The sequence below is a fragment of the Bacteroides sp. MSSM.1001136sp1_RTP21357st2_D2_RTP21359_211015 genome, assembly GCF_040913205.1.
In the GTDB taxonomy this organism is placed as follows: Bacteria; Bacteroidota; Bacteroidia; order Bacteroidales; family Bacteroidaceae; genus Bacteroides; species Bacteroides ovatus.
The window spans coordinates 64,761-79,610 of sequence record NZ_JBDFVF010000011.1 but is presented as its reverse complement, the minus strand read 5'-3'; the positions used below and the strand labels follow the sequence as shown (position 1 = coordinate 79,610).

The window sequence follows — 14,850 nt, the reverse complement described above, 5'->3', positions numbered from 1 at the left end:
GGGAATAGTGTACATTTGCGGGAGTAAAAAAGTGAATGGAATGATGAGACGATATATCACAGCTTTGATGCTAGCTTGCTGCATCGGAGGGTATGGACAAGAGAAAAAGCAAGCTACCTTTGTGCCTCCTTTTGACTTTCCTCTTACATTGAGTGGAAACTTTGGCGAAATCCGCTCCAATCACTTCCATGGCGGGCTGGATTTTAAAACAGGCGGAGTGATCGGTAAACCCGTTTGTGCTCTCGCTGATGGCTATATTTCACGTATTCGTGTCACGAATGGATCGGGATATGTACTTGATGTCTGCTACCATAATGGTTATTCAACTATCAACCGTCACTTGAGTGGTTTTGTTTCTCCCATTGCCGAAAGGGTGGAGAAACTTCAATATGAAGAAGAGAACTGGGAAGTGGAGATTGTTCCCGAACCGGGAGAATATCCGGTAAAAGGAGGTCAGCAGATTGCATGGAGCGGAAACACCGGATATTCGTTCGGTCCGCATCTTCATCTGGATGTGTTTGAAACGGAATCGGGAGATTATATTGACCCTATGCCTTTTTTTCAATCGAAAATAAAAGATACGCGTGCTCCGAAAGCGGATGGCATCATGTTTTTTCCGCAACCGGGCAAAGGAGTTGTGGATGGAAAGCAGGAGAATAAAACGATTCTTCCCAATAGCGAACGTCCCGTGGAAGCATGGGGAGTGATAGGTATGGGTATCAAGGCATACGATTATATGGATGGCGTAAGTAACCATTATGGAGTTTATTCTGTTGTGCTCGCGGTAGATGGGAATGAAATATTTCGTAGCACAGTAGATCGCTTCTCACAGGAAGAAAACCGGATGATTAACTCTTGGACGTATGGACAATATATGAAATCTTTTATTGATCCGGGGAATACGTTGCGTCTGCTGAAAGCGTCGAATGATAATCGTGGTTTGGTGACGATTGACGAGGAACGGGATTATCAGTTCTTATATACGTTGAAAGATGCTTTCGGAAACACTTCCAACTATCGTTTTACCGTACGGGGCCGGAAGCAGCCGGTTGAAGCGTTGAATCATCGAGAGAAATATTATTTCACCTGGAATAAGACTAATTATTTGCAAGAACCGGGATTGAGCCTGGTTATTCCGAAAGGAATGTTGTATGACGATGTCCCCCTCAATTATCAGATGAAGGCGGATAGTGGTGCCGTTGCTTTTACTTATCAACTGAATGATAAGACGGTTCCATTGCATGCAGCTTGTGAACTTCGTATCGGGTTGCGTAGAAAGCCGGTTGCCGATACGACCAAATATTATGTAGCCCGTATCACTCCGAAGGGAGGAAAGTACAGCGTAGGTGGAAAGTATGAAGATGGATACATGAAAGCCGCTATCAGGGAGCTGGGAACTTATACTGTTGCCATCGACACCATTCCGCCGGAGATTATTCCTGTCAATAAGAACCAGTGGGGAAGAAACGGAAAGATTGTCTATCGGTTGAAAGATCAGGGGGCGGGAATTGCTTCCTATCGTGGAACGATTGATGGTAAGTATGCACTTTTCGGACGCCCCAATATTGTGAAATCGTACTGGGAATGTGTACTTGATCCGAAACACGTGAAGAAGGGCGGAAAGCATACTGTCGAGTTTACAGTGACCGATGGTTGTGGGAATGAAACGATAGCTCGTGAAAGCTTTGTTTGGTAAATTACTAAAAGTGAATCATATATTTATGAAAAGAAGAATTATTCTTTGTGCTGCCATGTTTATGGCAGCTGTGGCGAACACTTTCGCTTGCACTAACCTGATTGTTGGAAAGAATGCGTCTGCCGATGGCTCGACGATCGTTTCCTATTCTGCTGACTCGTATGGCCTGTTCGGAGAACTCTATCATTATCCGGCTGCTACCTACCCGAAGGGAACGATGTTGAAAGTGTATGAATGGGATACCGGCAAGTATCTGGGAGAAATAGAGCAGGCACGTCAGACTTACAATGTAGTCGGTAATATGAATGAATATCAGGTTACGATTGGTGAGACGACTTTCGGCGGACGTCCGGAACTGGCGGATTCCACAGGGATTATTGATTACGGAAGTCTGATTTATATTGGTTTGCAACGTTCGCGCACTGCCCGTGAAGCAATTAAAATCATGACCGATTTAGTGCAGCAATACGGTTATTATAGCGAAGGAGAGTCCTTTACTATTGCCGATCCGAACGAAATATGGATCATGGAAATGATTGGTAAAGGTCCCGGAATTCGTGGAGCTGTTTGGGTAGCTGTACGTGTGCCTGATGACTGCATTTCGGCTCATGCTAATCAGTCACGTATCCACCAGTTTGATATGAATGACAAGGAGAACTGTATGTACTCTCCGGATGTCGTTTCTTTCGCTCGTGAGAAGGGATATTTTAATGGAGTAAATAAAGATTTTAGCTTTTCGTTAGCTTATGCGCCTCTTGATTTTGGTGCTCGTCGTTTCTGTGAGGCACGTGTGTGGAGCTATTTTAATAAGTTCACGGATAATGGAAAAGAGTATCTTCCTTATATTGAGGGAAAGACCGATACTCCAATGCCTCTTTTTGTGAAACCGAAACATAAACTGTCTGTACAGGATGTGAAAGATATGATGCGTGACCACTATGAAGGTACGCCTCTTGATATTTCCAATGATTTCGGAGCAGGTCCTTATAAGACGCCATATCGCCTTTCTCCTCTGAACTTCAAGGTAGACGATAAGGAATATTTCAACGAACGTCCCATTTCCACTCAACAAAGCGGATTTGTATTTGTTGCACAAATGCGTGCTCATAAGCCGGACCCGATAGGTGGTGTACTTTGGTTTGGTGTGGATGATGCCAACATGACGGTATTTACTCCGGTCTATTGCTGCGCAACGAAAGTTCCGGTATGCTATACCCGTGTAGATGGAGCCGATTATATAACATTCTCTTGGAATTCAGCTTTCTGGATTTTCAACTGGGTATCTAATATGGTCTATCCGCGTTATGATTTGATGATCGGTGATGTACGGGAAGCGCAGAAAGAAATGGAAACGACTTTCAACAATGCACAGGAAGGCATTGAAGAGATGGCTGCCAAACTGTTGGCTAAAGATAAGAACGCAGCAGTTGATTTTCTGACAAATTATACAAATATGACCGCACAGAGCACTTTCGATACTTGGAAACAATTAGGTACATTCTTGATTGTGAAGTATAATGATGGAGTAGTGAAGCGTGTTAAAGATGGTAAGTTTGAACGTAATTCTATCGGACAACCTGCCGGTGTGATCCGTCCCGGATATCCGAAAGAATTCTTGCAGGAATATGTCAAACAGACTGGCGACAGATATTTGGTAAAATAAGAATTGAAAATGAAAGATTAAAAATGAAAGATTAAAATGGGCTGACAAGTTGTTGCTGTGGGATGGCTATTTACTTTTAATCTCTGGTTTTTAATTTTTAATTTCTAATTTTTAATTGAATACCTAGGATTTATAAACTTATTATTTTACATTTGTGTGCTCGAGAAATTGATAATAAATAATTCATTAACCAATAAATAACAATCGAAATGGAAAATCAGGAACTTATTAAACAGGTCACTGAAAAAGCCGAAAAATGGCTAACCCCGGCTTATGATGCTGAAACCCAGGCTGAAGTGAAACGAATGTTGGAAAACGATGATAAAACCGAACTTATTGAAGCTTTCTACAAAGACCTTGAATTTGGTACTGGTGGTTTGCGTGGTATCATGGGAGTAGGTAGCAATCGTATGAATATCTATACGGTAGGTGCTGCCACTCAAGGGCTTTCCAACTATCTGAAGAAGAACTTCAAAGACCTGCCACAAATTTCTGTAGTAGTCGGTCATGACTGCCGTAACAACAGCCGTTTGTTTGCAGAGACATCTGCTAATATATTCTCTGCCAATGGCATTAAAGTATATCTGTTTGACGATATGCGTCCGACTCCGGAAATGTCTTTTGCTATCCGTCACCTCGGTTGCCAGAGCGGTATCATTCTGACTGCTTCTCACAATCCGAAGGAATACAACGGTTACAAGGCATATTGGGACGATGGTGCACAGGTATTGGCTCCACACGATAAAGGCATCATCGACGAAGTAAATGCCATTGCTTCTGCTGCTGACATTAAATTCCAGGGAAATCCTGATTTGATTCAGATTATCGGCGAAGACATTGATAAAATTTATCTGGACATGGTGAAAACCGTTTCTATTGATCCGGCAGCTATCGCCCGTCACAAAGATATGAAGATTGTCTATACTCCGATTCACGGTACAGGTATGATGTTGATTCCGCGTGCATTGAAGATGTGGGGATTCGAAAACGTATTCACTGTTCCCGAACAAATGGTTAAGGACGGTAACTTCCCGACTGTCGTATCTCCGAATCCTGAAAATGCGGAAGCTCTTTCTATGGCTGTAAACCTTGCTAAAGAAATTGATGCTGAACTCGTAATGGCTTCCGATCCGGATGCTGACCGTGTGGGTATCGCTTGTAAGGATGACAAGGGTGAATGGGTACTGATTAACGGTAACCAGACCTGTATGATGTACCTTTATTATATTCTGACTCAATACAAACAACTGGGTAAGATTAAAGGTAATGAGTTCTGTGTGAAGACAATCGTTACTACCGAACTTATCAAGAAAATCGCAGATAAGAATAATATCGAAATGCTTGACTGCTATACTGGATTTAAATGGATTGCCCGTGAAATCCGTCTGCGTGAAGGTAAACAGAAATATATCGGTGGTGGTGAAGAAAGCTATGGATTCCTTGCCGAAGATTTTGTTCGTGATAAAGATGCTGTATCTGCTTGCTGTCTGATTGCTGAAGTTGCCGCATGGGCAAAAGATAATGGCAAATCTTTGTATCAGTTGTTGCTTGATATCTACGTAGAATATGGATTCTCTAAAGAGTTTACCGTAAACGTAGTGAAACCGGGTAAGAGTGGTGCTGAAGAAATCAAAGCAATGATGGAAAACTTCCGTGCTAATCCTCCGAAAGAATTGGGTGGCTCTAAGGTGATCTTAAGCAAAGATTATAAGACACTGAAACAGACTGATGATAAAGGTAACGTAACTGCCATCGATATGCCGGAACCATCTAACGTTCTTCAATATTTCACAGAAGACGGTAGCAAAGTTTCTGTTCGTCCTTCAGGTACAGAACCGAAGATTAAGTTCTATATGGAAGTTCAGGGTGAAATGGGATGCCGCAACTGTTATGCTTCTGCCGAATCTGCCGCCATGGAAAAGATTGAAGCAGTGAAAAAATCATTGGGTATCTGATTTTGTCTCTTCTGAAATTTCAGATATAGATCATAAAAAGATAAATAATAAAATAGCGCCTCTATAATCTTTTGAAGATTGTGGAGGCGCTTCTTTTTTCTCTGTACATGGCCCTGATTCTGCCTATTTTCGGGTATTTTTCCTCACTTGGTACAGTTCTTTCATTTCCTTTGCATTCTTTAAGTCCACTTGCAAATCCTTCTTGCGAGAATCTTGTTGTATTGGCATCATCTCAATTTCAACAGGCAGGCTGCGGATATACACATGTGTTGTTGATGCTTTAGAGTGATACGTTCAGTTTCATATTCGTAAGTTGTTCGTTTGTAGTTGTGCATATTTCGTAGCCTGCTTTTCTTCCTGTCATTTCTTGGTTCCGATCCAAGTCCATTTATGCCATATTGTCTCCAATGGTCCTTGTTTATGGTTAGATAGCCACCATTTGCAGAACTTAACCTGTAACAGGAAAAGAACGATACCTATAATCAAGCTAAGAGTATATCCACAGTAAGGAGCAAGATAAAGCCCGAATGGAAAATAGATAATAGCTCCTAAAATAGATTGGGAAATATAGTTGGTCAAACTCATTTTTCCGTAGAATCGTAGGTTGGATACGGCTTTCTTGAATTTATCTTTCTGATAAAGCAACATGAAAGAAGAAACAAGTACAATCGTGAATGCAAACTTCTGCCACATATCAAAAGCAGTACCTACTGTTTGCTGAATCAGACTGCTGTCACTTTGCATGATCTGTTCTTTCAGAGAATACAGTGGCGCGAAACTGATAGCTGCAATAATAAGTGCTTTCATCCAGAACTTCAAATGAGATTCGGTAGTTACGAACAATTCTTTGCGTCCGATATATAAGCCAAACAGGAAAAGTCCGGCAGTCTGCAAGAAACGTCCGGCACCGATAGCCCAAAACAGGCTTGCTTTCTGTCCTAAAGTAATATTACCTATCAGAAAATCCCAAAAGTTTCCGGCTTTGGTGTATTCCGCTACTTCAGCATACATGGCTCCAACATTCAAATCGGGTAGGGTATAGGCAGGATTGAAAAGGCTCATTATATAATGAAACCATTCAATCGGTTGCAGTGAAAACAAGATGGCGGTGATTAGAATCGCTTTGTCACTCCATTTACGTACGATAAACAGTACAAGACTGACTACAACAAACAGAAGCAGGACATCTCCTGCCGGGAAGAAAGCAGCATTCAAAGTGGCGAATCCTGCCAGCAATATCATTCTCCATAAAAAGCGGTAACCAAAATCTTTTCCTTTCAACTGCTGGTTGTGCGACTGGATATAGAAAGTGAATCCGAAAAGCAGAGCGAATATGGCATAAGACTTTCCGGCAAGCAGTGAAAATGTCGCATTAAATACTCCGGCATCCAAAATGGTAAGCCATTCAGGAGAACTTTCCGGATATACGGGGAAAATGAAATGCTCCAGGTTATGAACCAGAAGGATGGCCATTACAGCAAATCCTCTAAGAGCATCTACTACTTCAATTCGGGGTGTTTTTGTTGATAATTTCATGGGGCTAATTTATGATTGTTTTTTAGTTAGTATTCGTTTTACCCATCTATTGGCAGGCTTTTCAAAATAATAATAAGAAAGTAAGCTAAGTGCAATAGTGATGCAAAAAATGACGGGGACACTTATCATCCAATGTATGTGCCATTGATACAGAGTAGCCATTTGGAGGTATGTGAGTATAATAAATAAATGTATCAGATAGAAACTATAACTGATTTCTCCTCCTATCACTAAGACCCGATTGGATAGTAACCGGGATATATACCCTCTTTGTAAGGCAAAGATAAGTATCACCAAAGAAACGGGTAGCCAGTAGTAACAAGAATAGCGGTATACTTTGGGAATGTTTGCGGCACAAAAATAGAAAACAAAAAATAAAATGACTACTCCTATTTCTAATAGTGTTCCGGTGGAATAAGAAGTCTTTTTGTTGAATATCGACCGATAAAACTGATAAAGTAAAACACCTACAAAAAAGTCCGGCAGGCGGGTGATTGGATTTACATACCAGTATGCTTTAATTTGTTCTTCAGCAGTCAGATGCATACCTGTCAGCATAACCAGCAGGCAGATGAAAAGAGTGATACATAGATTCCGTTTACTATTTAAGAAAGGAATGATGAGGGGGAAACAGAAATAAAATAACTGTTCGCAGCCCAAACTCCACGAAGGACTATTGAATGAGAAAAAATAATCTGCAGAAGGGAAGAACGGTTGCAATAAAAAAGTGGAAGCGGCGAAGTGTTTTATCCAGTCTGTCGTATCGTTGTATTGAACATACCCTCCTATACATGCGGCAATTAATAGAGTAAGTAGATGGAGGGGGTAAATGCGGGCAATGCGTGCTACCCAAAAAGTACGTTTGGTGGTGATCTTTTCCAATAACTTTTCTTCATAATTATAGGCAATAATGAAGCCACTAAGGATGAAAAAAAAGCTGACTCCAACAAATCCTTCTTTAAAGAAGTGAGTGTCGAAGCTTGGATCCAGAACATAACAATGTGCCCCGAATACCATCAAGGCAAATAATATTCGTAAAGAAGTTAATGTGTTAATCACGATACTTATCAGTTTTTTTGTATTCGCTGTCAAAAGTACTGTTTTCTTGTGATATAAAAATTCACATAGATTAAAAAGATTCAAGATTCGGAGCGTAGGCGGCTAAGATGTTGGGGAGTCATGCCTAGAAAGGAGGCTATATATCCCAATTGGGCACGGTGAATGACATCGGGTTGCTCACGTAAAAGTTGTTCATAACGTTCTTTAGCCGGAAGATACAATCGGTTGATATGGTGAATATCCATGTACAACAAACATTCCTGATGAATGACACGTCCCCAGTTGGCAATTTCTATATTAGTTTCATAAATTTGATTTAAATCTTCAATACGTATGGCATATAATTCACAATCTTCCAGTAATTCTACATATTCGTATCCCGGTTGATTATGATATAAATCTTTCATGGCAAAGGTAATATCACCTTCGCGTGAAAACCAGATCGTGATTTCTTCTCCGTCACGTAAACAATAGGATCTACAAAATCCTTTTTCAATAAAGTAGACGTGGCGGTCTAGTACTCCACCGTGTATTAGTAAATGTTTTTTAGGAAGCTCCATTTTCTTCATATAACTGAAGAGTACTTCCAAAGAACTGTCGGATACCGGATAATACTGTCGGATTCCTTTGATGATATTTTCCATGTTTGATTTATTCATTTGGATGCTCTATCCACCAATCAATCATCTTTCGGGCAAGACTAAGTTTTCTGGGAAGTTCGGGTAAATTGTCTCTTGTATAAAAGTCTCCCGAACTCAATTCTTCATCTTGGAGGTTGATCTCCCCTCCGGCATAATCGGCAATAAAGCCGACCATTAGTCCGCTGGGATAAGGCCAGGGCTGATTACCGAAATAAGTGATATTTTTTACATCCAGTCCGGTTTCTTCTTTCACTTCACGTGCTACACATTCTTCTAGCGTTTCTCCGGTTTCCAGAAATCCGGCAATGAGACTGTTGAATGTTCCTTTAAAATTGCGGGCGTGCACTAAAAGTAGTGAATCTTTTTTTCTCACTAATACAAGAATCGCTGTGGAAATGGAAGGATATACCTCCCGGCCACATTTCGGACAACGCTTCATGATAGATTCTTTCTGTTCCATAGGCGTGCCGCAGGCGGAACAAAAGCGGCTGTTTCTATCCCAATGCAGAATCTCATGTGCTTTTCCTGCTGTCTGATAATGAGACAAAGGAAGATATTCATAGGAGGCACGAAGCCCTATCATGATCCATTGCTCCGATTCTTCAATGGGAGAGGAGAGGGAGAAAGCCTTGCAGTTTTTCCTTTCTAGTGTGGTGATATTGTGTACGGTTGTTTTTTCTTTAATAACAATAGGAGAGCTTTCTCCACACGGGACGGTATATATACCATCCTCTTTTTTCTCAAGAAGCAGTTGGTCTTTGTAAAAGATAAACCACCATGATTGTGCTGTCTGATTCATTTTAATTCTAATTCTTGATCTTCGCGCTGCGAAGTTATAAAAAAACTAGATTGATATTTAGACTTATCAGATAAAATACAGTGCAACCGCACCAAAATTTGATTCATAACTGTGCAGAAACGAGTTAAACGTTGCGCTAATGAATGGGTCCAGGGTGAGGGGTGGTGAGGGTAGATTTATAACTTTCGTATTTTTTTTTTGAGGATAAAAAAGGAGATAGTATAGAAAATAAAATAATAAAAGGTTATAAATCTACCCTCACCACCCCTCACCCTGGACCCATATCTTATAATAAAAAGATAACGGGGAATCTTAAAAACTCAATCATCTTTTTCAGATTTACCACAACGTTTCCAGAATACTCCATTATTTTATTCAAAACTGTGCGAATATGAATTAAATATTGGTGCGGTTGCCCTGGATAAAATATCAATAGACTAACTCAATAAAATGCATTGTTCGACACCAATTTCCTGAATAAAATAATTGTCGTGTGAGATTGCTATCACAGTACCTGCATAATTTTTGATAGTAGCAGTGATAATTTCAATACTTTGTATGTCCAAATTGTTGGTAGGTTCATCCAGGATAAACATATCAGGGGTATTGTTACTAATCATCAGACAGCAGAAAGCGAGACGCATTTTCTCACCACCACTAAGTTTCCGGCAGGATTTGTCCCATTCGGATGCAGGAAACAAGTAACGGTGTAGAATAATCTTTATTTCATGCTCCGGCAGATTCCGGCTGTTGAAAGCGTAAGCCTGTTCAAGAATACTGTTCCGGTCGTCAATGATCGAATACTCTTGATTCAAATAGACATAGCTAAAGTCCGTCCGTGTCAGGGTTCCTTCCTGTGGTTGAAGTTGGCCGGTGATTAATTTCAATAGAGTTGTTTTCCCGCTACCGTTGGCTCCTTCTATACGGAGGCGGTCTCCGCTCTTTAGCTGAAAACTGACAGGAGCTTGCCAAAGCTGTTGTTTTGAGATACTATTTTCCTGAATATCATTGCTATTCGGATTGGGAAGATAACCTGTGTCAGACGAATTTATTTCATTATTCGTCAGAATATCATTGTTAACCGAATTGGAATGATAACTGAAGTTAATCTCTTTTGCTGTCACTAATATCTTCCCGGTATGAAGCGAGGAACTGTTGAAGTCGGTTTTTAATGCCGCAGTCGGAGAGAGCGAACCTCGAAGCTGGTTGCGTTCATTTGTTAACTTCTCGGCTTTTTCCTGATGAACGCCAGTCAGTTTACTAGTGCTCTTCTCGGATTTCCCTTGGAGTGCGTTCAATACAATGCGTGGAACTCCTTTTCTTATATTACTCTTTTCGCCGCGTACATTCTGTTTGTCCCTGCGTTCGGCCGTTTCGCGAGCCACTTTACGGGCAATACGTAGTGCCTTTTCTTTTTCTTCAATACGTTGTTGCAATGCTTCCTGCATCAGCGTTTTTTGTTCTTTGTAGAATTCGTAATTTCCGCCATAATAATTGATTTGATGCTTCTCCAGTTCGCAAATCTCGGGGAGAAGATTGAGCAGGGTACGGTCATGACTTACCACCAACAGGGTGGAACGATATTTCTCTACCCAGTCATATAAACGTTGTCTGCCGGAAGAATCGAGATGATTGGTCGGTTCATCCATAAGTACGACAGATGGGTGATGAATGTCCATCCCTGCCAGAAATACACGGGTCTTTTCACCGCCGCTAAGCAAATTCATCGGGTAGGATAGAGTAAACTGTCCTAGCCCCCATAAATCGAGAGCGGCAATGGAACGTTCTTCAATATTCCAGTCATCATCCAGGATGACGAAATTTTCGTTTGAGGCATCTCCTGACAGGATAGCATGTAAGGCTTGTTGCTTACGTTCTATCTGGAGTGCTTGAGCGATAGTCAATGAATCATATTGCCCGAAATGTTGCGGGATATAATATAGGTCGTCCAGACGGACAATGACACCGGAAGAGGGTGAAAGTTGTCCGGCAATAATTTGCAGCAAAGTAGATTTACCGCACCCATTGTTACCGACTAATCCCAGTTTCTGCCCCTTACTGATGGCGAAATTGAGATCACTGAATAATACTTCTTTATCCGGATGGATATAGCTGATTTGCTGAATACTTATAGACATAATGATCTATTGGGTTTGAGGTTGAAAATAGAGTGAGGGAAAATCACAGGATAGGGGGGAACGACAAACACAATACTGGCTAAACAACACGGATTTCGTGATGCTTAACGAAATAGAAAAAGCATATAAGAAAAGTGATGTTTACTTAGAAGTGTTGTCTTACTTACTAATTCTCATTGCGGTAGGTATATAGTTTAACTTGGTTGCAAAGATAACACTTTCTATTAGATTTCACTCTATTAAGACTGAAAAAGAATGAGTTTCATTTATTTAGAGGCTCCGTTTACCTCATTCAGAGCCTCCGATTACTCCAAATAGAGCCTCTGTTTACCCTATTCAGAGGCTCTGTTTTAGAAGTGAGTTATATTCTTTCTTATTCTTATACATCAAACAGTTGATTTAATCCCTCACTCATACTGGGATGCGTGAAGATAAAATCGCGCAAGAATGTAGAGGTTTGCCCTGTTTTTATCGCCATAGCTACGATATTGATGATTTCTGAAGCATCGGCACAGAATAGAGTACAGCCCATAATCTTCCCGTTATGATTATTGATGATAGCTTTTAGCATACCATCAGTCTGCCTTAATGTGCGGGTACGAACGATAGAGGAAGCCGGCAACCGGGAAACCTTAAATGAATATCCTCTTTTCAGAGCTTCTTCTTCACTGATTCCGATATGTGCCAATGGCGGATCAATAAACACTGCATATTGCACAGGATCACGGTCTCCGATATCACGTTTCTTGTCACCGAAGAGCTGGTCACGGATAATCCGGAAATCATCTAGCGAGACATAAGTAAATTGCGATCCGCCTTTCACATCTCCCATTGCCCATATATGAGGAACAGTAGTGCGTAACTGATCGTTTACGATGATAGCTCCGTGAGCATCAACTCCTACACCCGCTGCTTGCAGATTCAATCCTTCAATCATCGGTTTACGTCCCGTTGCGATAAGAATGGCATCTCCATCTACATAATAAGGAGTACCGTCGGATATGTCCGAGTAAGTCAGTGTCACTCCGTCATTCGTGTCATGGATAGACTGTGCACGAGCGTTCAGATGGATTTCAATACCTTTCTTCTCCATCACTTCTTTGACGCTGTTTGCAATATCCCGATCTTCGCGAGGCATAAATTTGTTTCCTCCTTCGAGTATCGTCACTTTACTGCCGAAACCGGCATACATAGAAGCGAACTCCAGTCCGATATATCCTCCACCTATGATAATCAGGTGATGAGGAAGTACACTTAAGTCCAAAAGCGCACTACTGGTATATACGTGCTGACTTTGCTGAATACCATCTATTGCAGGGATAATGGGAGTAGACCCCGTGTTGATAAATATCTCTTTTCCTTTCAGTTCGATTTCTCCTTCGGGAAGTTCCACTTTTATGGTATCGGCGGATATGAAAGACCCCGTTCCAGTATAGATAGTCACATTAGGACGTTTGCTTAGTCTTTCGTAATTATCATTCCTAAGAAAGGAAGTGAGGCGGTTCTTTCGGCCGATGGCCTGTTTGTACATATTCGCCTGCTTCGGAAAATCATCGTGGTAAAGCAAAGCGGAAACCTCGGCTTCATGCACCAGCGTCTTTGTTGGGATACAGGCTACATTCGGACAGCTTCCTCCATACATCATGTTGGAACGTTCTACGATGGCCACTTGCCATCCGCGGTTGGAAAGTTCGGCAGCCAGGGTTTTCCCTGCCTTGCCGAATCCTATAATAATTGCATCATATTGTTTCATAACTTCTTGTATTAATGATTTGTATGAGACTATATAACAGTCTGAAAATACGATTTGTTCCGCAATGGCAAGAAGTCAGAATCCTCTTTAGTGGTTGTCTTAGTCTTTTTTAAGTGTTTTGAGTACGCGTTGTGACGAGTCGGATAATAACACTACGGCACTGGCCAGGATCACAATGTCTTTAATCACCAACCGCCCTGCACCGGATAGTAATGGGAAACCGAATTCTCCGCTTCCCAAGTCGGGAACCCAGACTTCCGGGGTGGTGACAAGAAAAGAAAGTGTGCCGAGCGTCATGATAATGGCGAGGGTGTCGCCTGCCAATCCCACTTTTGGGAAAAAGATTCCCAAGAATACCAGTATGCCGATCCCCATAATAAGAGCTCCCAGTCCGTAAGAGAAAGTATAAGTGCGGTTTGCTTCGTGCCATGCACGATTTTCCGGGACAAAAGCACCTTCCGCATTTTTATGTTCTTTGTATTCGGGTGCACCTTTAGCATAGAAGAAACTCATAAAAGGACTGCTGGCAACAAACGGAACAATCCCGTCGGCTTCATAATGGAAATACTTCAATCCGCCTATCCATACAAATACTACCAGGATGGCAACGCGGATAAATTTCATACCAAAACTTTTCAGACTTGAAGTGAAGGTCAGTAAAGCGATCAATTTCTCTTTCATTTTGTTGGGGTTTTAATGGGTTTATCTTATGTTGCAAAGGTCGTCCATTTCCACTACCCCCAAAATAGCAATACTTCCGTATGCCTTGTCAATTTTTCCCTTCCTGTGTGTTTCTGAATTGCACGGCGCTCTGTCCAGTCATATTTTTGAAGAAACGGCTGAAAGAAGCCTGGTCTTCAAATCCCAGAATATCGGCAATCTCTTTGGCGCTTTTGTTGCTGTAAAGCAGGAGACGTTTAGCTTCCGCTTCCACCCGTTCGTGGATAACCCGAAGCGGCGAAGGCAGTTTGCAGGTAGAAAAGATGTTCGATAGTGTCTTGGGAGATTTATGCAACATATCGGCATAGTCCTGCACCTGTTTCTTCGTCCGGTAATGCTCGTCGACCAAGTTATAGTATTGGCGGACAATCTCAAAACCGGATTCTTTTTCACGGGTGATATTCATGCGGTGACGTGCAATTCGGGTACATTGGATAATGAAACGTTTTAGCAGGATGCGTAGCATCTCCTCCTGCAGGCTGTCGGAAACGGTAAACTCGTTTTCCAGTGCTTCGGTAATGGTGTCGAGTTCTTTACGTTCTTTTTCATTCAGGGTAAAACGGATCAGGTGAGAAGAACCGTTGAACAGGAAACCGCTGCATGACACTTCATGGTCGTTGCCATAGATACAATAGAAATTGCTGTTGAACAACAAAGTCAGGTATTCACCATCAATCGATTTAAATTCGAGGTGTTGCAGATGAGTGAGTGAAATCACTTCATCTTGGGTAAGTATCATTTCCTGATGGTCGATTTCTACTGTGATGCTTCCGTTGCGTACCCATATAAATTTATAAAGCCCTTTTTCTTTTTGCAGTGCTTTTTCTGTCAGATAAGAGTCTGTAAGTGCGAGTGTTCCTTTTAGTTTCGTGTGATATTGTTGTAACATA

Annotated in this window: 11 protein-coding genes; 3 read left to right on the top strand and 8 right to left on the bottom strand. The window is 41.5% G+C overall.

Annotated features, from left to right (window positions below; genetic code table 11):
- The first annotated feature begins 43 nt into the window (after nt 1–43).
- The 3 genes from AB5217_RS09300 (at nt 44) to AB5217_RS09290 (ending at nt 5,314) form a co-directional block, all read left to right on the top strand.
- Nucleotides 44–1,696, top strand: a complete 1,653-nt coding sequence (locus AB5217_RS09300; RefSeq protein WP_032843300.1) for a M23 family metallopeptidase — start codon at nt 44–46, stop codon at nt 1,694–1,696.
- A 25-nt stretch (nt 1,697–1,721) separates the two neighbouring features.
- Nucleotides 1,722–3,359: a C69 family dipeptidase gene (locus AB5217_RS09295; RefSeq protein WP_032843271.1), complete on the top strand. Its 1,638-nt coding sequence runs from the start codon at nt 1,722–1,724 to the stop codon at nt 3,357–3,359.
- A 209-nt stretch (nt 3,360–3,568) separates the two neighbouring features.
- A complete protein-coding gene (locus AB5217_RS09290; protein WP_032854661.1) occupies nt 3,569–5,314 on the top strand; it encodes a phospho-sugar mutase in 1,746 nt (581 codons plus the stop codon).
- A gap of 360 nt (nt 5,315–5,674) precedes the next feature.
- On the opposite strand, the gene AB5217_RS09285 is transcribed toward AB5217_RS09290, so the two are convergent.
- The 8 genes from AB5217_RS09285 to AB5217_RS09250 form a co-directional block, all read right to left on the bottom strand.
- Nucleotides 5,675–6,850, bottom strand: a complete 1,176-nt coding sequence (locus AB5217_RS09285) for a DUF418 domain-containing protein (protein WP_032843274.1) — start codon at nt 6,848–6,850, stop codon at nt 5,675–5,677.
- A gap of 9 nt (nt 6,851–6,859) precedes the next feature.
- Nucleotides 6,860–7,909 (bottom strand): acyltransferase family protein, encoded by a 1,050-nt coding sequence (locus AB5217_RS09280; RefSeq protein ID WP_032843301.1) that lies wholly within the window; start codon nt 7,907–7,909, stop codon nt 6,860–6,862.
- An 80-nt stretch (nt 7,910–7,989) separates the two neighbouring features.
- On the bottom strand, nt 7,990–8,553 hold the full coding sequence (locus AB5217_RS09275; RefSeq protein WP_004304240.1) for a Crp/Fnr family transcriptional regulator: 564 nt from the start codon (nt 8,551–8,553) through the stop codon (nt 7,990–7,992).
- Nucleotides 8,554–8,560: 7 nt separating this feature from the next.
- Nucleotides 8,561–9,355, bottom strand: coding sequence for an NAD(+) diphosphatase (gene nudC / locus AB5217_RS09270; RefSeq protein WP_256387956.1), 795 nt, complete (start codon nt 9,353–9,355; stop codon nt 8,561–8,563).
- A 431-nt stretch (nt 9,356–9,786) separates the two neighbouring features.
- Nucleotides 9,787–11,487: an ABC-F family ATP-binding cassette domain-containing protein gene (locus tag AB5217_RS09265; RefSeq protein WP_009040805.1), complete on the bottom strand. Its 1,701-nt coding sequence runs from the start codon at nt 11,485–11,487 to the stop codon at nt 9,787–9,789.
- Between the two features lie 379 nt (nt 11,488–11,866).
- A complete protein-coding gene (locus tag AB5217_RS09260) occupies nt 11,867–13,240 on the bottom strand; it encodes an FAD-dependent oxidoreductase (RefSeq protein ID WP_008644648.1) in 1,374 nt (457 codons plus the stop codon).
- A 99-nt stretch (nt 13,241–13,339) separates the two neighbouring features.
- Nucleotides 13,340–13,921: a DUF417 family protein gene (locus AB5217_RS09255; protein ID WP_032843277.1), complete on the bottom strand. Its 582-nt coding sequence runs from the start codon at nt 13,919–13,921 to the stop codon at nt 13,340–13,342.
- A gap of 88 nt (nt 13,922–14,009) precedes the next feature.
- A complete protein-coding gene (locus tag AB5217_RS09250) occupies nt 14,010–14,849 on the bottom strand; it encodes an AraC family transcriptional regulator (protein ID WP_004304233.1) in 840 nt (279 codons plus the stop codon).
- Nucleotide 14,850 lies beyond the last annotated feature (1 nt).

Bases quoted from the DNA above. Each gene is read 5' to 3' on its own strand.
- AB5217_RS09300 (WP_032843300.1), top strand. From the start codon at position 44: ATGAGACGATATATCACAGCTTTGATGCTAGCTTGCTGCATCGGAGGG.
- AB5217_RS09295 (WP_032843271.1), top strand. From the start codon at position 1,722: ATGAAAAGAAGAATTATTCTTTGTGCTGCCATGTTTATGGCAGCTGTG.
- AB5217_RS09290 (WP_032854661.1), top strand. From the start codon at position 3,569: ATGGAAAATCAGGAACTTATTAAACAGGTCACTGAAAAAGCCGAAAAA.
- AB5217_RS09285 (WP_032843274.1), bottom strand. From the start codon at position 6,850: ATGAAATTATCAACAAAAACACCCCGAATTGAAGTAGTAGATGCTCTT.
- AB5217_RS09275 (WP_004304240.1), bottom strand. From the start codon at position 8,553: ATGGAAAATATCATCAAAGGAATCCGACAGTATTATCCGGTATCCGAC.
- AB5217_RS09265 (WP_009040805.1), bottom strand. From the start codon at position 11,487: ATGTCTATAAGTATTCAGCAAATCAGCTATATCCATCCGGATAAAGAA.
- AB5217_RS09260 (WP_008644648.1), bottom strand. From the start codon at position 13,240: ATGAAACAATATGATGCAATTATTATAGGATTCGGCAAGGCAGGGAAA.
- AB5217_RS09255 (WP_032843277.1), bottom strand. From the start codon at position 13,921: ATGAAAGAGAAATTGATCGCTTTACTGACCTTCACTTCAAGTCTGAAA.
- AB5217_RS09250 (WP_004304233.1), bottom strand. From the start codon at position 14,849: ATGTTACAACAATATCACACGAAACTAAAAGGAACACTCGCACTTACA.